At 63.4% G+C, this 22,755-nt stretch carries 18 protein-coding genes and 1 pseudogene; 2 read left to right on the plus strand and 17 right to left on the minus strand.

Annotation, left to right across the window (positions count from 1 at the left end; translation table 11 throughout):
- Positions 1-117: pseudogene (locus tag NMG46_RS26995) on the plus strand (IS630 family transposase); the annotation flags it as partial.
- Here NMG46_RS26995 and NMG46_RS27000 read toward each other — a convergent pair.
- The 10 genes from NMG46_RS27000 to NMG46_RS27045 form a co-directional block, all read right to left on the minus strand.
- The gene (locus NMG46_RS27000) at positions 96-1,055 is read right to left on the minus strand and encodes a hypothetical protein (protein ID WP_254820373.1); all 960 of its coding nucleotides are present in this window, start codon (positions 1,053-1,055) and stop codon (positions 96-98) included. The pseudogene NMG46_RS26995 and the gene NMG46_RS27000 overlap by 22 nt on opposite strands.
- Positions 1,006-1,629 carry a hypothetical protein gene (locus NMG46_RS27005; RefSeq protein ID WP_254820374.1) on the minus strand — a complete coding sequence of 208 codons (624 nt, stop codon included), beginning with the start codon at positions 1,627-1,629 and terminating at the stop codon, positions 1,006-1,008. Before NMG46_RS27005 ends, NMG46_RS27000 begins: the two co-directional genes overlap by 50 nt.
- A 158-nt stretch (positions 1,630-1,787) precedes the next feature.
- Positions 1,788-3,770 carry a proline/glycine betaine ABC transporter permease gene (locus NMG46_RS27010; RefSeq protein ID WP_254820375.1) on the minus strand — a complete coding sequence of 661 codons (1,983 nt, stop codon included), beginning with the start codon at positions 3,768-3,770 and terminating at the stop codon, positions 1,788-1,790.
- Complete coding sequence (locus NMG46_RS27015; RefSeq protein ID WP_254820376.1) at positions 3,767-4,843, minus strand: glycine betaine/L-proline ABC transporter ATP-binding protein; 1,077 nt, start codon at positions 4,841-4,843, stop codon at positions 3,767-3,769. Before NMG46_RS27015 ends, NMG46_RS27010 begins: the two co-directional genes overlap by 4 nt.
- Positions 4,844-4,911: 68 nt before the next feature.
- Positions 4,912-5,886 (minus strand): ABC transporter substrate-binding protein, encoded by a 975-nt coding sequence (locus NMG46_RS27020; protein ID WP_254820377.1) that lies wholly within the window; start codon positions 5,884-5,886, stop codon positions 4,912-4,914.
- Positions 5,887-6,300: 414 nt separating this feature from the next.
- A complete protein-coding gene (locus tag NMG46_RS27025) occupies positions 6,301-7,086 on the minus strand; it encodes an SDR family oxidoreductase (protein WP_254820378.1) in 786 nt (261 codons plus the stop codon).
- An 8-nt stretch (positions 7,087-7,094) separates the two neighbouring features.
- Positions 7,095-7,859 carry an SDR family oxidoreductase gene (locus NMG46_RS27030; RefSeq protein ID WP_254820379.1) on the minus strand — a complete coding sequence of 255 codons (765 nt, stop codon included), beginning with the start codon at positions 7,857-7,859 and terminating at the stop codon, positions 7,095-7,097.
- Between the two features lie 126 nt (positions 7,860-7,985).
- Positions 7,986-9,494 (minus strand): sugar ABC transporter ATP-binding protein, encoded by a 1,509-nt coding sequence (locus NMG46_RS27035; protein WP_254820380.1) that lies wholly within the window; start codon positions 9,492-9,494, stop codon positions 7,986-7,988.
- 33 nt (positions 9,495-9,527) lie between these two features.
- A complete protein-coding gene (locus tag NMG46_RS27040) occupies positions 9,528-10,466 on the minus strand; it encodes a sugar ABC transporter substrate-binding protein (RefSeq protein ID WP_254820381.1) in 939 nt (312 codons plus the stop codon).
- A gap of 148 nt (positions 10,467-10,614) precedes the next feature.
- Complete coding sequence (locus tag NMG46_RS27045) at positions 10,615-11,640, minus strand: ABC transporter permease (RefSeq protein ID WP_254820382.1); 1,026 nt, start codon at positions 11,638-11,640, stop codon at positions 10,615-10,617.
- 266 nt (positions 11,641-11,906) lie between these two features.
- On the opposite strand from NMG46_RS27045, the gene NMG46_RS27050 reads away from it, so the two are divergent.
- The gene (locus NMG46_RS27050; protein ID WP_031211026.1) at positions 11,907-12,869 is read left to right on the plus strand and encodes a sugar-binding transcriptional regulator; all 963 of its coding nucleotides are present in this window, start codon (positions 11,907-11,909) and stop codon (positions 12,867-12,869) included.
- Here NMG46_RS27050 and NMG46_RS27055 read toward each other — a convergent pair.
- The 7 genes from NMG46_RS27055 to NMG46_RS27085 form a co-directional block, all read right to left on the minus strand.
- Positions 12,866-14,359 carry an FGGY-family carbohydrate kinase gene (locus NMG46_RS27055; RefSeq protein ID WP_254820383.1) on the minus strand — a complete coding sequence of 498 codons (1,494 nt, stop codon included), beginning with the start codon at positions 14,357-14,359 and terminating at the stop codon, positions 12,866-12,868. The two genes, NMG46_RS27050 and NMG46_RS27055, sit on opposite strands and share 4 nt — an antisense overlap.
- Positions 14,360-14,379: 20 nt before the next feature.
- Positions 14,380-15,702: an NAD(P)H-dependent oxidoreductase gene (locus NMG46_RS27060; protein WP_254820384.1), complete on the minus strand. Its 1,323-nt coding sequence runs from the start codon at positions 15,700-15,702 to the stop codon at positions 14,380-14,382.
- Between the two features lie 214 nt (positions 15,703-15,916).
- Positions 15,917-17,023 carry a mandelate racemase/muconate lactonizing enzyme family protein gene (locus NMG46_RS27065; protein ID WP_254820385.1) on the minus strand — a complete coding sequence of 369 codons (1,107 nt, stop codon included), beginning with the start codon at positions 17,021-17,023 and terminating at the stop codon, positions 15,917-15,919.
- Between the two features lie 50 nt (positions 17,024-17,073).
- Positions 17,074-17,799 carry a GntR family transcriptional regulator gene (locus NMG46_RS27070; RefSeq protein ID WP_254820386.1) on the minus strand — a complete coding sequence of 242 codons (726 nt, stop codon included), beginning with the start codon at positions 17,797-17,799 and terminating at the stop codon, positions 17,074-17,076.
- A gap of 282 nt (positions 17,800-18,081) precedes the next feature.
- Positions 18,082-19,236 (minus strand): efflux RND transporter periplasmic adaptor subunit, encoded by a 1,155-nt coding sequence (locus NMG46_RS27075; RefSeq protein ID WP_254820387.1) that lies wholly within the window; start codon positions 19,234-19,236, stop codon positions 18,082-18,084.
- Between the two features lie 16 nt (positions 19,237-19,252).
- Positions 19,253-22,432 (minus strand): efflux RND transporter permease subunit, encoded by a 3,180-nt coding sequence (locus NMG46_RS27080; RefSeq protein ID WP_254820388.1) that lies wholly within the window; start codon positions 22,430-22,432, stop codon positions 19,253-19,255.
- Complete coding sequence (locus tag NMG46_RS27085) at positions 22,426-22,701, minus strand: hypothetical protein (protein ID WP_254820389.1); 276 nt, start codon at positions 22,699-22,701, stop codon at positions 22,426-22,428. The genes NMG46_RS27080 and NMG46_RS27085 overlap by 7 nt, the downstream gene beginning before the upstream one ends.
- Positions 22,702-22,755: the final 54 nt, after the last annotated feature.

Consider the following 22,755-nt stretch of genomic DNA (forward strand, 5'->3'; position numbering starts at 1 on the left):
CAGAAGCGTACCGCCGAGGACACTTGGCGCCACATCGGCCACCTCGTTGAAACGATCGAGGCAACCGAATGCAACAACTACTTCGCAAACGCCGGCTACGCTTCCGTCAAAACGTGAAAGACTCTAAACACGATAGTGTCGCCTTGGGTCTGGCTGAAGTCGTAAATGGTGTTTTGGGTTCCGACCGTCATTGAACCATCGTCCTTGAATATGAATTGGTCTTTGCCGCCCTGAGCCAACTCGCTCAGTTGCCCGTCGCCCCACATGTCATTGATGACCGTGCAGCCGGGTGCCGCGCTCCCGGCGTACAGGGTATCGTTTCCGCCCTTGGCCGAACCGGACATTTGTAGAGCGTCGCCGCACAGGAAGTTACGGACCTGGCCGCTTTCGCTGTTGTGGCCCCCGGTAAGAATGTCGTTGCCGCCCTGGGCGGAACCGGACATAGCGCGCGCGTCGCCGTATAACTCGTTTAGAACATCAGGGAAGGCGCTTTTGTCCCCGCCAGTCAGGGTATCATTGCCGCCCACAGCGCTGCCGAGCATCGTGACCGCATCGCCATACCCCAAATTATGAGTGCCTTGCAACACGGCCACGTCGTCGCCCCCAAGCGCGTGATCGAACATACTGCCGCCCGCGTCGCCGTAGAACGTTATCTCCGAGCCACCCGCGCTCGTGAAAGTGTCGTTGCCGCCCGCGGCGAAACCGGAAAGATCACCGCCCGCATCGCCATAAAGAGTTTTGCTCCCGATCTCCCCACCCGTGTCCGTATAGTGGTCGTCGCCGCCCTGAGCATGGTCAGACATGTTGCCGCCGGCGTCACCGAAGAAGGTGTTGGTGGAAAAGAAGCTACCCGTGAAGGTATCGTTGCCACCCTTGCTGTAGGCCGACATATCGCCGCCGGCATCGCCGTAGAAAGTGTTGAAGGAGTCGGTCCTGCTCGTGAAATTGTCGTCGCTGCCTTGCGCATTGCCGGACATGTTGCTGCCCGCGTCACCGTAGAAAATGTTATTGGCTTCTATCGAGCCCCTGGAAGGTGTCGTTGCCGCCCTTGCCATGGCCGGACATCTCGCCGCCCGCGTCACCGTAAAAGGTGTGATCGGCTCCTTGTCGAGTGCTGGTCACGAAAATGTCGTCGCCGCCTTGAGCAAAGCCGAACATGTTGCCGCCGGCGTCACCGTAGAACGTGTTGTCTACCCGTCTACCCACTTCACTGCTCAACGTATCGTTGCCGCCCTTGCTGTGGTCCGACATATCGCCGCCGGCATCGCCGTAAAAAGTGTTGGAGGAGTCGCCCTCGGCTCTAAAACTGTCGTCTCCGCCCAGAGCATGGACGAACATGTTGCCGCCGACGTCACCGTAGAAGATGTACGTGCCTAGCGAGGCGCCTGTGAAAGTGTCGTTGCCGCCCTTGCTGTGGTCCGAGCCATCCTCGCCGGCATCTCCGTACGCAGTGGTGGTGGAGGATGGCGGCCCCGTGAAGGTGTCGTTGCCGCCTCTTGAGAAATCGAGCAGGCTGCCGCCAGCATCGCCGATTAAGATGTTTGTATTTAGATCGCCTGCGAGGACGTCATCGGCGCCCCGTTGACGATCTACTAGATCACCGGGAGTAAAGGGAACGCGTATAGCCATTGTTCGCTCTCCTGTTGAGCCTGCCCGTCCGATGACAGCCGTACGATGTGAGGTAACAGCGAGCAATCATCCCGAATGGCTATATCTTTAGGCGTAGGGATCGGTGCCTCGTTAGCGGCGCGCTTGGCGGCAGCTTCCTGAGGCCGTCCTATTCCGGACTATCCCAGCCTTGCGCGAGCCTTCGCCGTCCAGGCGTTGAACAGCCGGTCGGCGACGATGCCGATGAAGGCAATGGCCAGGCCGGCGACAATGCCGCGGCCGGAATCGGCCTTGGACAGCGCGATGAACACCTCCTGGCCGAGATCGCGCGTGCCGACCATGGCGCAGATGATGATCATCGCCAGTGCCATCAGGATTGTCTGGTTGACGCCAAGCATGATCTCTGGAAGCGCCAGCGGCAGCTGCACGCGAAAGAAGGTCTGCCGCCTGGTGCAGCCGGACACCTTCGCCGCCTCGATCAGCGCCGGCGGCACCTGTCGAATGCCGTGATTGGTGTAGCGGATCGCCGGCACCACGGCGAAGGCGACCGTGGCGATCATCGCGGTGACGTCGCCGACCCTGAACAGCATCACCACCGGAATGATGAAGCAGAACGACGGCAGCACCTGCAGCGTGTCGATGACCGGCGTGACGGTCTTTTCGAAGCGGTCGCTGCGCGATGCCATCAGCCCGATCGGAATGCCGATGAGGCAAGCGATAAAGGCCGAGATGCCGCACAAATAGACCGTCGCCATGGTCTTTTCCCAAAGGCCGGTGACGGCGCAGAACGCTGTCAAAGCCGCGACCAGGGCGGCGAGACGCAAGCCGCCGAGCTGGTATCCGGCAAGGCCAAGGAGACAAACCGCGCCCAGCCACGGAAAGCTCTCGCAGAAGGCGCGCACCGGGTTCAGCACGTTGAGGATAAGCGCCACGCGGAACGCTTCGATCGTGTCGAAGAAGTTGATGGTGATCCAGTTGACCGCCGCCTTCCACAAAGGCGCGGTGGTTAAGGTGATCGCCTTCGGCATCGCGGCGAAGGCCGGCACGAACAGGCCGAGCAGCGTGGTGACGGCGAGAATGGCGACGGCCAGCGTCAGATTGGGATAACGCCGCCAGAAGCTGGTGCCGGCCTGATGGCGGACATTGCCCTTGGCGTGATTGTGGGCGATCGCCTGGCTCAGCCGGTCGAGTGCAATCGCCAGTGCGACGATGGCGAGGCCAGCTTCCATCGCCTCGCCGACCTTGAGCGCGCGCAACGCCAAAAGCACGTCATAGCCGAGCCCACCGGCGCCGATCATCGAGGCGATGATCACCATATTGAGCGCCAGCATGATGACCTGGTTGACGCCGACCATCAATGTCGGCCGTGCCGACGGCAACAGCACCCGCCACAGCTTCTGCCGTGCCGTGCAGCCGGCCATCTCGCTGAAATCGTCGATCTCCGACGGCACCCGCGACAGGCCGAGCATCGTCGCCCGCACCATTGGCGGCGTCGCGAAAATTGCCGTCGCGATCATTGCCGAGACCGGGCTGTTGCCGAAAAGAAGCAGCATCGGGATGAGATAGGCGAAGGTCGGGATCGTCTGCATCAGATCGAGGGCAGGGGAGATCAACAGCCTCTCCACCCAAGGCTTGCGCCATGCCCAGATGCCGGCGAACAGCCCGGTGACAATGCAAAACGGCACGGCGATCGAGATTAAGCCCAGCGTCAGCATGGCGCTGGTCCACTGCCCGAACAGCGCGATGTAGAGAAAACAGCCGCCGACCAGCGCACCCAGTTTCCAGCCGCCGGCGGCGCGTCCGGCAAGGTAGGCGGCAGCGCAGATGCCGACCCAGGACAGGCGCGGCAACACGATCATTTCCGCGCCATGGCCGATCTTGAAATTCTTGGCCAGAAGACCGAGCGCGAAATCGAGCGGCACGCCGAGCACCGCGGTGATCGAGCGGGTCAGCCAGGAGAAGTTCGACTTCACCCAGTTCATCAGCGCACCGACCCAGTCTGCGACAGGAACGATCGCGCCGGCCGGGTAATTGACCGCCCAGGGCAGGCTTTCCTGCAGCAGGAAGACGATAAGCACGGCGGCGAGCGCGCAGGCCCAGATCGCCAGCCAGGTTTGAACCGGCCGGGGCCTCGCTGCGCTGGCGCTTGCCGTGACCGTCATGCGCCGGCCCCACGACGTTCTATGCCGGCGAGAAGATCGATCACCACCTGCGGCGTGACTAAGCCGATCGGCTTGCCGGTGCCGTTGACCACCGCGAAGGGCTTGCCGGCAGAGACGATATCAGCCGAAAAACTTGATATCTTGGCATCCGGCGCGACCGTGCCGCCGTACTCGGCGCCGTCGCAGGCGCGCATCAGGCTGCGCGCCGATATCACCTTGGCGCGATCGACATCGCGGGTGAATTCGGCGACGTAGTCGGTCGCCGGGTTGACCACCAGCTCTTCCGGCGTGCCGATCTGGATGACCTCGCCGTCCTTCATGATGGCGATCCGGTCGGCCAGCCGGATGGCCTCGTCGAAATCATGGGTAATGAAGACGATGGTCTTGTGCAGCATGGTCTGCAGCCGCATCAGCTCGTCCTGCATCTCACGGCGGATCAGCGGATCGAGGGCCGAGAACGGCTCGTCGAGGAACCAGATTTCCGGCTTCGTGGCGAGGCTGCGGGCGATGCCGACACGCTGCTGTTGTCCGCCGGAAAGCTCGCGCGGATAGAAATGCTCGCGGCCGCGCAAGCCGACCAGCTCGATCACTTCCCGTGCGCGCGCCTCGCGCGTCGGCCGGTCCTGTCCCTGGATGCCCAAGGGAAAGGCGATGTTCTCCAGTACGTTGAGATGCGGCAGCAAGGCAAAATTCTGGAACACCATGCCCATACGGTGGCGTCGCAGCTCGATCAGCGCGGCATCGGAAATCTTGAGCAGGTCCTTGCCTTCAAACTCGACCTTGCCGTGGGTCGGCTCGATCAGCCGCGACATGCAGCGCACCAGCGTCGACTTGCCTGACCCCGAAAGTCCCATGATGATGAAGATCTCGCCCTGGCGGATTTCGAGATCGACGGCGCGCACCGCCCCAACCAGTCCGGCCGCGGCGATGTCCGTCATGCTGGCCTTGCCGTCGCGCCGGCGGATGAAATTGGCCGCGTCCGCGCCAAACAGCTTCCAGACATTGCGACAGGCAAGTTTTATCGGGCGTGCATCGTTGCCCGCTTTCGCCGCCTGTTCAATCGTATCGCTCATTCAACCGTCCTTCTGGAATAGGGGACCCGGCCCTGAGTGGCCGGGTCGTCGCGTTTCCAGTCAGACGGTCACTCGGCCCAGGCTTTCCAGTCGGCTTCGTGGGCGGCGATCCAAGCGGCGGCGACGTCTTCCGGCGTCTTGCCTTCGAGATCGATCTCGCCGCTCATCTTGTTGAGCTCGTCGGTATCGACCGTGTAGTTTTTCGCGACCTTGTAGGCGACCGGCCATTTGTCCTTCATGCCGGCCCAGGAATATTTCCAGATCTCGCCATGCGGCTTGCCGCAGTCATATTTGGCATCTGGGTTCACGCCCCATTTCGGGTCGTTGTAGCATTCCGGCGTATAGTCGGGGAATTCGACCCATTCGCCCTTGTATTTAGCCGGCGCCCAATGCGGCGAATAGATCCACAGCATGATCGGCGCCTTGCGCTGATAGGCCGAGTCCAGTTCGGCGAACATCGCCGCATCGGTGCCGGCATGGATGACGGTGAAGGGCAGTTTCAGCGCCTCGACGCGTTCGTCATCAAAACCTTCCCATGTCACGGGTCCGCCGAGATAGCGTCCCTTCGGCGCGGTTTCGGCGGTCGAGAACGCTTTGGCGCATTTCGGGTCTTTCAGCGCTTCCCAGTTAGGCAGGCCGGGGCATTTCTCTTTCATATATTCGGGAAACCACCATTCTTCCTTGGCCTTGGGTCCGAGCTTGCCGAGGCGTTCGGTCTGGCCCGTCGCGTCCGAGGCCTTCATCGCCTCGCCGGCCGTCGTGTCCCAGAATTCCAGGCCGACATCGATGTCGCCATTGGTCAGGCCGGTGGTCAGGCTGGAGAGATAGTCGGCGGTCGGATACTCGACGGTGTAGCCGAGCTTTTCGAGGATGCCGCCGAGGATCTTGGCGTTCAGATTGACGCTGGTCCAGTCGAACAGCGCGATTTTGATCGGGTCGTTGGATTCCGGCGCTGCCGCATAGGCCGAAGACGTCAGCGCGCTCGCCGCGGTAAGTATTAAGGCTCCCATTGAGAAACGCGAAATCATGTTCCGAAGTGACATGCTTGTTCTCCTGTCAAGCTCTGGTGAAGTTATCGTTCGTTCCCTTCTTGCGTCTTTTTTTGATTGTGTTGGAAAAGCTGGTCGTTGCGCAAGGGCGTTGGCGCCAGATTGCTACCGGCGCTGAAGCGGCGCAGAGCGGATGATGCCCAATTTTGTGAAGATGTGCCGGAGGGGACCGTGTCATGGCTGCTGATGGATTGCTGCCAAGGCAGTCCGCGGATCGATCGCCGGTCTGGCGGCGCTCTGAAAGGTGCGAGCCATCAAGGTCCCATGATCTCAGCTGTCGGCCTGGCGAACCCATCTCGCCGGAGCCGTTTCATGGGATGAAATTATATATACCAACATTCATGCCTCGCAACGCATTATGCCGTCACGGTCATGCAATTCGGACAGGGCACTGCCGCCCGAGTATCCTCACGACATGATCAGGCCGCCATCGACATTGATGGTCTGGCCGGTGATGTAGGCCGCATCGTCGCTGGCGAGAAAGCTGACCAGGCCGGAGACATCCTCGCCGCTGCCGGCGCGGCCCATCGGGATGTTCTTCACCCATTCGGCCATCAGTTCGCCGGGCTTGTAATCGCCCATCAGCTTGCCCCACGCGGCGTCGTTATAGGCCCACATGTCGGTGTCGATGATGCCGGGGCAGATCGCGTTGACGGTGATCTTCTCCTTTGCCACTTCCTTGGCGAGGCTCTGGGTGATGCCGACGACGCCGAATTTCGAGGCAGCATAATGCGGCGTGTAGATAAAGCCCTGCCGCGCCTGGCCGGATGCGGTGTTGATCAGCCGGCCGCCATCGCCATGCTTGCGGATGCGCGCGATCGCCTCCTGGCAACACAGGAACACGCCCTTGGTGTTGACCGCCATCACCTTGTCCCATTCGGCCTCTGTCATCGCCTCGACCCTGGCGATTGTGATGACACCGGCATTCTGTATGGAGATGTCGACGCGGCCGAACTGTTGCTCGGCCAGGTCATAGAGGGCGACGACTTCGTCCTTCCTGGTCACGTCCATGCGCAGCGATGCGACCCTGGCGCCCGCAGCCTTCAGGTCGGCGGCAACCTCATCGACGCGCGCGTCGATGGCGCTGATGACGACCGCGGCACCTTCCGCGGCGAAGCGCCTGGCCATTGCCGCCCCAATGCCGCCGCTGGCGCCGGTGATGACCGCCGTTTTTCCCTGGAATCGCTTCTGCATCTTTTCTCCTACCAGCAGACGAAGCCGCCATCGACGATCAGGTCGATGCCGGTGACGAAACTCGAGGCGCGGCTGGCCAGGAACACGGTCGGGCCGACCATCTCTTCCGGCGCCGCCATGCGGCCCATAGGGGTGTCGCGCTCGAAGATTTTGACCTGGTCGGCGACCTCCGGCCGCTTGTTCATCGGCGTCAGCGTGTAGCCGGGGCTGACGACATTGACCCGCAGGCCGCGATCGGCCCATTCCATGGCCAGGCTCTTCGACATGTGGATGACCGCGGCCTTCGACGAATTGTAATGCGCCTGGGTCAGGCCGCGATTGACGATCGAGCCCGACATCGAGGCGATGTTGATGATCGAGCCTTTGCGCCGCGTCAGCATGGCGCGGGCCTCGGCCTGGCAGGACAGGAACACGCCGCTGACATTGACGTCGTAGAGCTTCTGCCATTTCTCCAGCGACAGCGTCTCGGCCGGCTCAGCTCCGGCGACGCCGGCATTGTTGACGGCGACCGTCAGCGCGCCGAGTTCCTTCTCCGTACGCTCGATCGCGGCCGCGAGATCGGCCTCTGACGTCACCGTGCCGTTCAGCACCAGCGCCTTGCGGCCAAGTGCCGTGATCCGGTGCGCGGTCTCCTCCAGCCCGCCTTTGGAGGCGTGGCCGAAGCAGGCTATGTCGGCGCCGGCCTCGGCCAAGCCGATGGCGATTGCTTGGCCGATGCCGCTGCCGGCGCCCGTAACAAGTGCCACGTCACCATGAAGTTCGAATAGTTTCATCGTCGGTCCCTCTGTTCCAACCGCCGTCCTCCGGAAATAAAGGGGCGCCAACTCTGTTGCTGGCGCCCCGCGCGGTCTGGTGCCCGGGAGGATACCACCTGCTGCGCTTTGTTTCGATGGGCCGTCCTAGCTCGTGGCGAGTTCCATCACGGCGACATTGCTCGCTTCGTTGCGGTCGAGAATGCCGCGTTGCCGGCCGCGGCTCAGCACCAGCACGCGATGCGACAGGCCGAGCACTTCCTCGAGGTCGGAACTCACCACCACCACCGCCATGCCGGAACGGGCAAGGTCGGCGATGACATCATAGATCGCGGCGCGTGCACCGACGTCTATGCCGCGCGTCGGCTCGTCTAGGATGAACACCTTGGGCGGGCGCGACACCCATTTGGCGATGATCACCTTCTGCTGGTTGCCGCCGGAGAGCTTGCTGACCGCCTGGTTCGGCCGGCCCTTGACGCCGAGCCGGCGAATGCCGGCCTCGGCGAATTTCTGCACCGCCTTCGGGAACACCCAGCCATTCGGCGCGACATGGTCGAAATTGCCGATCGCCAGGTTCTCGCCGATCGTCTGGTCGAGCACCACGCCTTGCGCCTTGCGGTCTTCCGGTACGAGAACGACGCCGGCCGTGATCGCCGCCGCCGGGCCATTGAGATGCACCGGCTTGCCGGCGACGCGCACCGAACCCGATGAGATCGGATCGGCACCGGCGATCGCCCGCACCAGCTCCGTGCGTCCGGCGCCGATCAGCCCGGCAATGCCGAGGATTTCGCCGGCCCGCACTGAAAAGCTGACATTTTGAAAGCTGCGTTCCGGCGAGGACAGGTTCTCGACTTCGAGCAGCGTGTCGTTGCCCGGCGCCGATACCGTAGGGAACATCCGCTCGACGCTGCGGCCGACCATCTGCTCGACCACGGTGCGCACCGGAACGTCGGCGCGCTCGTGCCGGGCGACGATGCGTCCGTCGCGCATCACCACCACGCGGTCGGCGATTTGGGCGATCTCGTCCAGCCGGTGGCTGATATAGATGAAGGACATGCCTTCCGCCTTGAGCTTGCGGATTTGCTGGAACAGGAGCTCCGTTTCCTCGCCGCCAAGGGCGGCCGTCGGTTCGTCGAAGATCAGCAACTCGGCATTGAGCGTCAGCGCCTTGGCGATTTCGACCTGCTGCTGGGCGGCGATACGCAGCGTGCGCACTTTGCGCTCGGGTGAGACATCGAGGCCGAGGCGCTTCAACTGGGCCGATGCCCGTGCATTCATTGCCGTGCGATCGATGCGGCCGCCGCGCATCGGCAGGCGCCCCACATAGACGTTTTCGGCGACCGACAGATCGGGCAAGAGCTTCAGCTCCTGGTGGATCATGCCGATGCCGGCGTCGATCGCCGCGGCAGGATTGGCGGGGGAATAAGGGTTCCCCCGCCAGGTGATGGTGCCGGCATCGGGTTTCGTCGACCCGGCGATGATGTTCGAGACGGTCGACTTGCCGGCGCCGTTTTCGCCAAGCAGCGCCACGACCTCGCCCGGCCGCACCTCGAAGCTCGCATCGGCCAGGACCTGCACCGGCCCGTAGCTCTTGCAGAGGCCGCTGACGACGAGCCCGTTATGGGGGCTGTGCGTATGGCGAGGATCGGTGGACATCGTTGCGCTCGCTGACTGCCGGACTGGTCTCAATCAAGGATGCTTGGCGATGAACTGCTCGACATTGTCCTTGGTGGTCAAAGTCGCATCCTGCAGCTGTTCGGCGGGAATGGTCTCGCCGGCCACCAGCTTGATTGCCGCGTCGACGGCAAGCCGGCCCATGCCTTGCGTCTGCTGCGTTGCCGTCACGTCGAAGACGCCGTCCTTCAGTGCCTTGAGCGCCGCCACGTCGCCGTCGAAGCCGGCAACCCAGACCTTGTGGCCGGGATTTGCGACTTTTACCGCCTGCGCCGCACCGAGCGCCAGCGCGTCGGCCTGGCCGATGACGATCGACACATCCGGATGCGACTGCAACAGATCCTGCGTCAGCTTGAAGCCTTCGTCCTGGTGCCAGCCTTCGCTCCACAATTCGCCGACCACCTTGATGTCGGGATAGCCCTTCAATGCTTCGCCACAGCCCTTCGAGCGATCGACCTCGGGCGTCGTACCCTTCTGGCCGTGGATGATGATCAACTCGCCCTTGCCGCCGGCCTGCTTGGCGATGTAGTCGCAAACCGCCTTGGCCGATGCCACGCTGTTGGTGGCGATGAAGGTGTCGCCGGGTGCGCCGTCGGCGTTGCGATCGACATTGATGACTGGGATGCCGGCCGCCTTGGCCGTCTTGGTCGGCACGGTGGCGGCGGTGGCGCCGGCCGGAATGTAGATCAGCGCGTCGATGTTTTGCGTGATCAGGTCCTGCACCTGGCTGACCTGGGTCGCCGAATCGCCCTTGGCATCGACGGTAACGACCTCTATGCCCTTTTCCTTGCCATAGGCTTCGACGGACTGCTTGATCTGGTTGAAGAAGTCGGCCTGCAGATTGGCGACGGCGAGGCCGAGCTTCTTGGCCTCCTTGGCCGAGGCCATATCGGACAGGCCAAGCAGCGGGATGACGGCCGCGGCGGCAAGCAGCAATGAACGTTTGGTCAGCATGTTATTCCTCCGTTGATGTTCAATCTGTCCTGCCCGCGCATCGCGGCGCCCCTTGGCCGAACAACTCCCAGTTTCGGATCACCGATCCGTTTTCGCCCGAATATCCGGGTGAATCTCATTGAGCCCCATTCTTCATTGTGCCCATTCTTCATTGTGCTCGGCGCCGCCAGGTGTCGGTGGCCACCGCCAGCGCGATCACCACGCCGATAACCACTTGCTGGATGAAGGGCGAGACACCGAGCAGGTTCAGCCCGTTGCGCAGCACGCCGATGATGAGGACGCCGATGGCGGTGCCGCCGATCGAGCCGACGCCGCCCGACAGGCTGGCGCCGCCGATCACTACCGCCGCGATGGTGTCGAGTTCGTAGCCGAGGCCGGAACTCGGCTGGACGGAATCGAGCCGCGCGGCAAGCACGATGCCGGCGAGACCGGCCAGCACGGCGCAGATCGCATAGACCCAGTTCGTCAGCGACTTGACCGGTATGCCGGACAGCCGGGCGACTTCGGCACTGCCGCCGATTGCGTACAGGCTGCGGCCGGTGGCGCGGTAGTTGAGGAAGATCGCGAAAATGACGGCAAGCACGATCATCAGCCCGACGGTGACCGAGAGGAAGCCGAAATGGCGGATGATCGACAGGCTGGTGAACCAGTCGGGAAAGCCGACGATCTGCGAGCCGTCGGTGATCATGTTGGCGAGACCGCGCGCCACCGACATCATCGCCAACGTGGCGATGAAGGGCGGCAGCTTGGTGATCGTGACCAGCAGGCCCGAAACCAGGCCGCAAAGACCGGCGACGACGAGGGCCGCGGCGATGCCGGCGGGCAGGCCGAGATTGAGATAGTCCGGATGGGCGACGAAGCCCATCACCATGGAAGCCAGTGCCAGCACCGAGCCGACGGACAGGTCGATGCCGCCGATCAGGATGACCAGCGTCATGCCGATCGCCATGATGCCGAGCACGGTGACCTGGTCGAGCACGTTGAGGATGTTGCGGATGGTCAGGAACGTGTCGGTGGTCAGCGAGAGCGCCAGGCACAGCAGAACCAGCCCGATCAGCGGACCCATGGTTCCGGCAAAGACAGCTGAAAACCTTGCGCCCGCGGTAGCCTGCGCGCCAGAGCCTGCCTTCAACTCGCCTGCCTTCAAATTGCTTGTGTCGTTGCTCACAGCCACTTTGTCTCCTCCACAGCAATCCGGCGCTGCATCACCGGGCCACTTTGCTCACCAGGCTCCTCCCTGTGAACAATTTATCTTTAACATGCAATTTTGTTCAGCTAAACTGTTCGTCGGAAAATTGTCAAGGCCTGCCGCTTCATTCGAGGACGGGTTTGCGCTGTCCGCCGGATTGGCTTACGCAAGGTCTCCGAAATCTTGGGCATTTCGAAGTCGCCGGATTGGAATTTCATGAGCAGAGCCGGCGGCTGCGGCAAGGCAAACAGATGACGATCGTAGAGAACGAAAGAGCCTCGCGCTTCCCCGACGCCGAACTCAAGGCCCGGGCCGCCTGGCACTATTACGTCGAGGGTCTTACACAGGAACGGATTTCCGAAATTCTTGGCGTCGGCCGCATCAAGGTGCATCGCATTCTCTCCGCCGCCCGCGAAGAGGGGGTCGTCCAGTTTCGCATCCGTGACAGCGTCGTCGAATGCGTGATTTTGGAGGAAAGCCTGAAGCAGCGGTTCGGGCTCAGCCAGGCCGTGGTCGTGCCGTCGGCAGCCGACCGAAGCAATGCGCCGCTGATGATCGGCCACGCCGCTGCCGCCTACCTGGCCGACCATGTGAATGCCGGCGATGTCATCGCGCTGGGCTGGGGGCGGACACTGAAATTCGCCATCAATGAATTGCCGCGGCGGCCCATCGCCAGGACGACGGTGGTTTCGATGCTTGGCGGCCTCACCCATGCCCAGCCGCTCAACCCGACAGAAAGCGCCTGGGATTTCGCCGAAAAGATCGGTGCGGAGTGCTTCCTGCTGCCGGTGCCGGTCTATGCCGACAGGCCGGAGCAGCGCGACGCCTTCATGAGCCAGCGCAGCGTTCAGGACGTCGTCTTCCGCGCACGCCGGGCAAACATCGCCGTGCTCAGCGTCGGCTCGTTTTCCAACGACAGCCCGATCGCCAATTATGGCTTCATCAAGCCAAGCGAACTCGAGGAATTGCAGGCGGCCGGTGCCGTAGGCGATATTCTGTGTCATTTCATCGACGCCGAGGGCCGCCCGGTCGACCACGAGGTCAACCGCCGCGTCTGCGCCTATCCGCTGCAGGATCTGTCGGATATCCCGAGCATCATCCTGGTGTCGGGAGGCAGCGAGAAGGTTGCGGTGATGCGGGCTGCGCTCGCCAACACCAAGGTATCGGTTCTGATCACCGACGAAGACGCGGCAAAGGGCCTGCTCAACCGCTAGATTTCGCGGAGAGCGCCGAGGCGGCTATGGATATCGCGCGTCGCTTGGTAAAGGTCGCGGTAGATTGCCTTGCGGTCGCGATAGGCGGCGACAAGCCCGTCGACCGGATCGACATGCCTGGTGGGAGCGGCAGCCATTGCCTGCGCGGCGGCTTCCGGCGAGGCAAACCAGCCGATAGCCGCTGCCGCAAGCATCGCAGCGCCGAGTGCGGCGGCTTCGTTGACCGGCGAGACCGAGAGCGGCCGCTCGAGCACGCTTGCCATGATCTGCATGAGCAGCGCGCAATTGGTGCCGCCGCCGGCGGCAATCATCGCCGCCGGTCCGCCGGCCTGGGCTTCCATGGCCTCGGTGGCGACGGCCTGCTCGAAGGCGATGCCTTCCAGGACAGCGCGGAAGAGATGCTCCGGCCGGTGGTCCAGCGACAGGCCGACAATGGCGCCGCGCGCCGCACCGTCCCAATAGGGGCTCATGACGCCGGCCCAATAGGGCATGATGAGCAGGCCGTCGCTGCCTGCAGCAACATCCAGCGCCGCGTTCTCCAGCGCTGCCGCCGATGGCGAACCGGTCGTGCGAACGATCCAGTCGACCAGCTGCATGCCCGAGCGCAGCACGGTCTCAAGCATGAAACCGGAGCCGGTCGGCGAGACCAGCGTTCGAAAAGCGTCCGAGGTTTTCACCTTGCCGGAATAGCAGCCGCTGACCACGCCGGAGCCGAGCGAGAGATAGCTCTTGCCTTCCCCGTAGACGCCCATGCCGAGGCCCATAGCTTGCCCGTCACCGGCTCCTGCCACAACCGGCGTGCCAGCCTTCAGGCCGGTCAGTTGCGCAGCGGTTGTGGAAAGCCCGCCGCAAATTGCGCCCGGCGCGGCCAACTCGGGCAATTGCTCCATCTGCAGTCCGGCGGCCGCAACGAGGCGGGGATGCCAGGTACCTTTCTCGACGTCGAGCAGCCCGAGCGGATCCGCACTTGCGGTGCTGGTGACCAATCGCCCGGTCAGTCGCTGAACGAAGAATCCATGCACGTCGACCAGCGCCGCTGCCTGGCGAAGCACTTGCGCCTGCTGCTCGGCAAGCCAGGCGATGGCGTAGAGTGCCGGCGTCGGGTCCGGCGGCTTGCCGCTCCAGTCGCGGATCGCCTCGCGGCCGAGTTCGGCCGAAAGCCTGATAACCTGCGGACGGGCGCGTTCGTCCAGCCACAGGATCGCCGGGATGAGTGCTTCGCCGGCGCCGTCCACCAGCGTGAAGGTCTCGCGCTGATGAGCGATGCAGATCGCCGCCACCCGCGCACCGCCGACCGCCTCGGTGACCTGCTTCAATGCGCCAAGCAGCGCCGTCCACCAATGTTCGGCGTCCTGCTCGAAATGGCCGGGCTTCGGATTTGAAAGCGGGTACGGCTCGCGCGCCTGGAACAGCTCCTCGCCGTCGCGCGCGAAGGCAATTGCCTTCACGGCCGTGGTCGAGGCGTCGATCCCGATTACGACATCTTCCATCAGGCGGAGATCCGGCGGGGTCAGGCCGCGTTGGTGGCGAACCGTCCGTCTGACTGGTCGAGACGGCGGCGGATCTGGGTTATCACCATCGAATCGTCGGGTACACAATTTTCATAGGTCAGGAAGTCGCCGGTCTTGAGCGGCTTGACCACCTTGGCGCGTTCGGCAAGGCCGAGCGGCAGGGCGCCGCGGGCGCGCGCATCCTCCCAGGTCATGGCGAAGCCGCGATAGTCGTTCTCGCCGATCATGCCGAGAGATTGGCCAACGCCGAGATCGCTCTTGGCAACCGCCACCGCCTCGGCGACCGGATGGTCGAGCGGCTCCATGTCGGCACGCTTGTAGACCACCGCGCGCGCCGCCGACAGCGGCACTTCCAGGCTGGTCAGATGATAGGGCCGGAAGATCGTGAAATAGGGGCCTTGGCCGACCTTGAGGTCGATCATGCGCTCCAGCACACGCGGATGCCGGGTTTCGATGATGCAGAACACGCCGGGCGCCACACCCTTGCCGATCGAGTAATCGACAACGCCCTTGCGGTGCAGCACGCCGCCGTCCTCGCGCGGGCAAAGCACGCTTGCCAGCTCCTCCAGCGTCGCGGTCGGGCCGTGCATGCCCGGCACATCGGGCACCAGGCCGGTAGCATTGGCGATTGCCACCATTTCGATCGCCGTCTTCGAGCCGTCGACGAATTCGACCAGCATGCGCGCATTCATGTTGCGCTCGGCCGCCTCCTTCTCGTAGTCGGCCGGCATGGCGTCGATCTTCAGCGGATTGTTCTTGCCCTTGCCGGCGGCGATGATGTTGAAGCCGAGGCTTTTGGCAAAGCCGATGATCTCCAGCGTGCAGGCGGGCTCGTCGCCGGCGGCACCGGTATAGACGACGCCGGCCTTGCGTGCCTCCTCCTTGAGGAAGCGGCCGATGGTGATGTCGGCCTCGACATTGAGCATGACGATATGCTTGCCGTTCTTCATCACTTCGAGCGCAAACAGCGTCCCGATATTGGGATTGCCCGTTGCGTCGATGATGACGTCGATCCGGCCGGCCGCCGCCAGCGCATGCAAATCTTCGGTCACCGCGATCTTGCCCGCCTCGATGGCGCGGTCGATCGCCGCGGCATTGCCGGCCTGAACGATGTCGGAATGGTCATGGCCAGCGAGCAGCGCCGCGTCGATCGCTGCCTGCGGCCTGACTTCGGAAATGGCGCCGATCCGCATGCCCGGCATCAGCGCGACCTGGACGACGATGTCGGTGCCCATCTGCCCGGCGCCGGCAAGCCCGATGGTGATCGGCCCCTGCTGTTCAGCGCGCTGCAGAAGTTCCGCTGCAAATTGCGGATGGGACATGTCGCTTCCTCCAGTTCCTGACGCGCCGCAGCGTCCAAATCAACGTTTTGAACATTTCTATTTGCAAATGAAAAATATTTCAACCGGCAATTGGGCATTGCCGCTCTGCAATCGGCCGAAGACGATTGGATGAGCGGTCAATCCACACGGCCGTGCCTCCGCAGTCAGAAGGACGCGGCATATTCAGGCTGATTCGGTGCAGCCTTATTGCAGTTCAGCTGCCGATTTCGAAAAAGGGCGCGCCGAGCAGGCCGGGAACGACATCGATGCCGAGGCCCGGCCCATCCGGAATGCCCATACGGCTTCCCGAAACCGGCGGCATGTTGGATGCGGTGCGCACCGTCACCCATTCGTGAAAGGCGATAGCGTGCAGCCGGCGCTCCTCCGGCGTCGACAGCGACAGATGCGCCATGGCCGATGTGTCGATCTCGGCGCCGCCAGTGTCCTCGACCGTGATCATGAAGCCGAGGTCGACGGCAAGGTCGCGGATCTGGCGCGTTTTGGTGACGCCGCCAAGGCGTGAGATCTTCAGCGTCAGCCCGTCGGCGGCGCCCTTGCGATGGATGTCGAGCATATCGTGAAGCGAGGCGACGGATTCGTCGAGCACCATCGGCTTGCCGAGCGAGCGGCGCACCGACAGGCATTCGTCGATCGTCGTGCAGGGCTGCTCGAACGTGTAGTCGATGTTGCGCGTCGCATCGGCGAACTGGCGCGCCTGGTAAGGCGTCCAACCGGCATTGGCGTCGCAGAAGATGACGGTGCCCTTCGGCACGGCGGCGGCGACGGCTGTGACGCGTTCGATGTCGTCATGGACGTTGCCGCCGACCTTGACCTGCAGCCGGTGAAAGCCGTCGTTGAGGATGCGCTTGGCGAGTGCGGCCATCGCGTCGACGGTGCCGTGGGTGACGACCTTGTAGAGTTCGGCCGTCTCGCTTTCGCGCCCACCGAGCAGGGTGACCAGCGGCACGTCGGCGGCGCGCGCCGCGAGATCCGAGCATGCCATGTCGAGCGCCGACTTGACGTAGGGATGGCCCTTGAACACCGTGTCCATCAGCCTGTTGATACTGGCAAGCCCGCGTGGGTCATGGCCGATGAGATGCGGCGCGATCTCGACGACGCCGGCGCGCGTGCCGGCGGCGAAGGCAGGCGAATAGAAGTTGCCGAGCGGCGCCATCTCGCCCCAGCCGGTGAGCCCGCTATCGGTGGTGACGGCGACGATCACCGCGTCGAACGCATCGGCGACGCGCCCCTTGGACATGCGGTAAGGCCCGTCAACGAAGGGCTGCACGACATGAAAGGCCTTGATGGTTTTGATCTGCACGTTTTCTGTCCGTTGCCTATTTTCCGGGATGACCACCAGAATTGTCTGGCTCAGCCGCCTTCAGGCGGTCCGGCACGATTGGCGCCAGCACCCTTTGAGCCGCGCTGCTCCAGCCCGCGCGCATAGGCGAGCAATGCCTCGAAATCGAAATCGATATGCTCCTTGGCGTGGCGCTGGGCAGCGCGCATGTCGCTGCCCTTGAGCAGCCGTACATAGGTCTCGTGAGCATCTTCGGCAGGCACCGGCTCGTTGCGCGCCCGCTGGTGCAGCGCGAAATACATCTGCAGCCGGCTGGTCAGCCGCTGCCACGTCTCAAGCAGCACCGAATTATCGGCCCATTCGTGGATCAGGCCATGCAGTTGCAGCGCCGTTTCGATCTGCCGCGTCGTGTCCAGTTCGCGCGTCGCCTGCTTCACCGCCGCATGGCGCCGGTCGAGCTCGTCGAAGAAGCGCTGGTCGCGAAGCGGCCATGTCCGCGCGATGGCGAATTCGTCGATCACCTTGTTGAGCGAATAGGCATCGTCGATGTCCTTGGCGGTAACGTCGATGACGAAGGTTCCGGCGTAGGGGATGCTGGTCAGGATGCCTTCCTGCACCAATTCGCGCATCGCCTCGCGCAGCGGCGCACGGCTCACCCGCATCTGCTCGGAAATCCTGAGTTCGTTGAGCTTCTGCCCCGGTTCCAACTGGCCGGTCAGGATCGCCCGCCGGAGCAGCGCCACGATCTCGGCGCGTCTTGTCGTGTCGGCGATCGGACTGAAATCCAGCGTTGCCATTTCCGGCTGCTCCAGCAAACCGGAAGGAAAAACAGATTGTCGACAATCTTACAAGATGCGGGTCGTGGATTTCTTGACTTCCGCTTGGCCGGTGGCTTGCGGCGCAGGCAAGGCCGTCAGGCCGCACGGCCGCAAAAACCGACCCTGCTGAACATACGCCGGCTTCTCGAAGCCGGCGTATGCAGCGCTTTCCCCAAGGAATTGCGTAAGACGAAACATAGCAAAACGGCGCCCTTGGCGTGGGAGCCGAGGGCGCCGCGGGACCGGACCTGATGGGGGTTATCAGGTGGCCGGTTTCTCGGGCAGCGGCGAGACCGGCATTCCCGGGCCGATCTTCTGCAGATTGCCCGTAATGACCCGGTCGCCTTCGGCCACACCGCTCAAGATGGCGACCTGATCGCCATTGGTCGGTCCGAGCGAAACGATACGCTGGTCGACCGTGTTGTCCTTGCCGACGACATAGAGGTATTTGCCGAGCTGGCCTGAGCCGAGTGCCGTCTGCGGTACCATCAGCGCATCGGGCTGCTCTTTGACGTGCAGCCGGACGCGGACATATTGGCCGGGGAGCAGCGTGAACTTGGCGTTGCCGATCGTCGCCCGTGCCGTGATCGTGCCGGTCGAGCGATCGATCGTGTTGTCTATGAAGGTAAGATCGCCCTTCTGGCGCGGTTCCGTTTCACCGGGAAGCAGGACGTCGACGCTGATCGGTCCCGCGGCCCGGGCTTCCTCGATCTGTGTCAGGTCCGTTTCGCTCGGATTGAAGGTGACGTAGATCGGATCGAGCTGCACCAGCGAATTGAGCACCGTGCCGGCAACGCTGACCAGCGTTCCAACGGATGCCTGGCTGCGTCCGATGCGTCCCGCGAACGGGGCACGGATTTCGGTATAGCTCAAATTGAGCTCGGCGGTCCGCAAGGCGGCCTGGTTCACGGCGAGCGAGGCCTGAGCCTCACGCAAGGTGCTGGTGCGCTGGTCGAACACGTCCTTGGCGAGATAGCCGCTCTTGGCGAGCTCGCTGCCGCGCCCGAGATTGGAGCGCGCATAGTCGAGTGTTGCCGTGTCGCGCTGGATAAGCGCCTTCGCCTGCTCGAGGGCAGCCTGGAAATCCTCGGGGGCGATCTTGTAGAGAAGGTCGCCCTTCGCAACGTCACTGCCGTCGATGGCGACCTGCTCCTGCAGGTAGCCCGGCACGCGCGCCTGCAGCGTGATGCTGCGGATCGGCTCCACCCGGGCAGCGTAGTCGAGATAGATCGGGATCGTCTTCTTGACGACGCTCACCACCGGCACCGGCATGACGAAGGCTTCCGGCTTGGGTGTTGCCGCCCCGGCTGTGCCGGCGTTGAGGCTGAGGCTGCCCATGTCGAGCAGGTGAACGCTCGCCACCGAAATCGCCCCAAGGGCGACGGCCGTTCCCAGCGCGATTTTCCATTTACGCATGATCAATTCTCCAGTCCTATTCAGCCGCTTCGGCCAATGGCTCGAAGGCGGGTTCGGCAGTTGGTTGTTCGGTCGCTTCGGAAACCGGTTCGCTCTCGCTGCGGCGCTCGCGCAGCTGCTCGATCACCGCATAGAAGACCGGCACGAACACCAGCGACAGGATCGTCGCCGCGACCATGCCGCCAAAGACGGTGGTGCCGATCGACTGCCGGCTTGCGGCACCCGCACCTGTGGCGAACATCAGCGGCAGCACGCCGAGGATGAAGGCGAAGGCGGTCATCAGGATCGGTCGCAGCCGAAGCCGCGCCGCTTCCATTGCGGCGTCGACGATGCTGAGGCCTTCTTCGCGTCGGCGCCGGGCAAACTCCACGATCAGAATCGCGTTCTTGGCCGCCAGTCCGATCAGCATGACGAAGCCGATCTGCGAATAGACGTCGATCTGCATGCCGCGCAGCCACAGCACGACGAACGCACCGAACAATGCGAGCGGCACCGCCAGCAGCACCATGAACGGCATCGCCCAGCTCTCATATTGCGCGGCCAGGATCAGGAAGACGAAGACGATTGCAAGGCCGAAGACGACGGATGCGATCGATCCTGCCTTGAGCTCCTGATAGGTGATGCCGGTCCATTCGTAGCCGAAATCTCTCGGCAATGCCGTGGCAGCGGCACGCTCCATTGCCGCCACCGCCTGACCGGACGAAAAGCCGGGGGCGGCGCCGCCATTGATCAGCGCCGACGCATTGTTGTTGTAATGCGGCACGGTCTCGGGGCCGACGATCGGCACAAGCTTGCCCAACGTGCTCAACGGCACCATGCCACCCGACGCATTGCGGACATAGAGCCGCGATATGTCGGCCGGACCGGCGCGAGAGTCCTTGTCGGCCTGGATCGTCACCCGGAAGGTGCGGCCGAACAGGTTGAAATCGTTCACATAGAGCGAGCCGAGATAGATCTGCAGCGTGTTGAAGACGTCCGGCAGGTTGAGCCCGAGCAGCTTCGCCTTGGCGCGATCGAGATCATAGTTGAACTGCGGCGTCGAGGTCGAGAACGACGAGAACAATTGCTGCGGGTTGAGCTCGGGCTGCTTGCGCGCCTCGGCAATCACGGCTTGCGTCGCATCGTTGAGCGCCACGCTGCCGCGGCCGGTCAGGTCCTCGACCTGGAACTCGAAGCCACCGGTGGTGCCGATGCCCGGGATCGACGGCGGGTCGAAGCTCAGCGCAAAAGCGTCCGGAATTTGCAGCAGCTTGTTGCGCACGTCGGCCACGAGCTTCGAGGCGCTCTGGTCGGGGCCGCGTTCGTCCCATGGCTTCAGGATCGCGAATTCGACCGCCGAGTTCGACTGCGCGGCACTGGTCAGGAAATTCAAGCCGCTGATCGAGCCGACGATGTCGACGCCGGGCGTGTTTTGCAGGATGTCGCGCGCCTTTTGCGCCACCGCATCGGTGCGTTCCAGCGAGGCCCCGTCGGGGAGCTGGATGACGACGAAGAAATAGCCCTGGTCCTCGACCGGAAGGAAGGTCGACGGCAGGCGCTGCCAGACGAAATAGGTCGCGACAAGTCCGGCCGCGAACACGCCGAGCATGATCCAGCGCAGGCGGATGAGAATGCGTACGCCATTCGCATAGGCATGCGCCAGCCGTTCGAAGCCTGTGTTGAACCAGCGGAACAGCACGAACTGGGTTTCCGGCCGGTGGCGCAGGAAGGCGGCGCTGAGCGACGGGGTAAGCGTCAGCGAGACGAAGGCCGAGATGCCGAAGGAGATCGCGACGGTCAGGGCGAACTGGTTGTAGAGCCGGCCGGACACGCCGGGAATGAAGGCGACCGGCACGAACACGGCCATCAGCACGGCGGTCGTGGCGATGATCGGGCCCGTGACCTCGGCCATCGCCGTGCGCGTGGCAGCCAGAGGTTTGAGGCCGGCCTCAAGTTGGCGTTCGACATTCTCGACGACGACGATGGCGTCGTCGACGACGAGGCCGATCGCCAGCACCATGCCGAGCAGGCTGAGCATGTTCAGCGAGAAGCCAAGCATATGCATGACGGCCAGCGTCGTCACCAGCGACACCGGAATTGCGATCGTCGGGATGATCGTGGTGCGCCAGCTTTGCAGGAAGATGAACACCACGGCGACGACCAGGACTAGCGCTTCGCCGAGCGTGATCAGCACGTCGTGCATTGAGGCCGAAACGAAACGTGTCGTATCGTAATGCATGGCGTAGCTGACGCCCTTCGGGAAACGGGCTGACAGCTCCTGCATCTTGTCCTTGACGCGCTGCTGCAGATCGAGCGCGTTGGAGCCCGGCATCTGGTAGACCGCGAGCACCACCGTCGGGTCCTTGCCGAAGAAGGCCGACGACGAATATTGCAGCGCACCGAGTTCGATGCGCGCAACGTCGCGCAGCCTGACCAGCGAGCCGTTGGCGGTATTGGCCCGCACGACGATGTCGCCGAACTCCTTGGGATCGCTCAGCCTGCCGACGGCGTTGACCTGCATCTCGAAGGCAGTGCCGGCCGGAGCCGGTGATTGCCCGATCTTGCCGGCCGCCACCTGAACGTTCTGCTCGGCGACGGCGTTCTGCACGTCGACGGCGGTAATGCCGAGATTGGCGAGCTTGTCGGGGTCGAGCCAAATGCGCATCGAATAGCGCCGCTCGCCGAAGATCTGCACGTCGCCGACGCCGGGCAGCCGCTTCAGCGGATCGACCACCTGCAGATAGGCGAGATTGCTCAGCGCGACCGGGTTGACGGAACCGTCCGGCGAGGTGAGGTCGACGATCAGGACGAAGTTCGGGTTCTGCTTCTTGATCGTCACGCCGCCCTGATTGACGATGGCCGGCAGCGAGGAAGCCGCCTGCGAAACGCGGTTCTGGACGTCGACGGCCGCCGTGCTCAGATCGTAGCCGACGTCGAAGGTGATGGTGATCGTCGACGAGCCGTCATTGGAGCTCGACGACGACATATAGATCATGCCTTGGACGCCGTTGATTTGCTGTTCGAGCGGTGTCGTCACCGTGTCGGCGACGACCTGCGCGCTGGCGCCCGGGTAGTGGGCGCTGACCACGACCTGGGGAGGCGTGATGTCGGGAAATTGCGAGACCGGCAGAAGGAAATAAGAGATACCCCCGGCGAGCACCATGATGATGGCGATCGCCGACGCAAAGATCGGACGATGGATGAAGAAGTTTACCATGAGATGCACGCCTCGCCCGATGCTCTGGCCCGGCCGAAGGCCTTGGCCACCCTGGACAGCCGCCGGCTGCGCGTTGAGCCGGAATCTTCGAGAAAGCCGAAATCTTGCAGGGGACGACGCGGCGCATTGCGGCGCTCGGCCTGCTCGTCCGCCAGCGTACGCAGCATCGCCTCGAAAGACCGCGGGTCGACGCGGTCGGCTTTCATCAGCATGCGGATCATCGGATCCCTCACGACTTCATCGATCGTCAGATCATTGCGCTGCGACATCGAAGCGGCTCCTGGTTTTGGCGATACGCGGCAAGCCGCGGATCTGGTGTTTTC

Source organism: Mesorhizobium sp. LMG 17147, from assembly GCF_024297145.1.
In the GTDB taxonomy this organism is placed as follows: Bacteria; Pseudomonadota; Alphaproteobacteria; order Rhizobiales; family Rhizobiaceae; genus Mesorhizobium.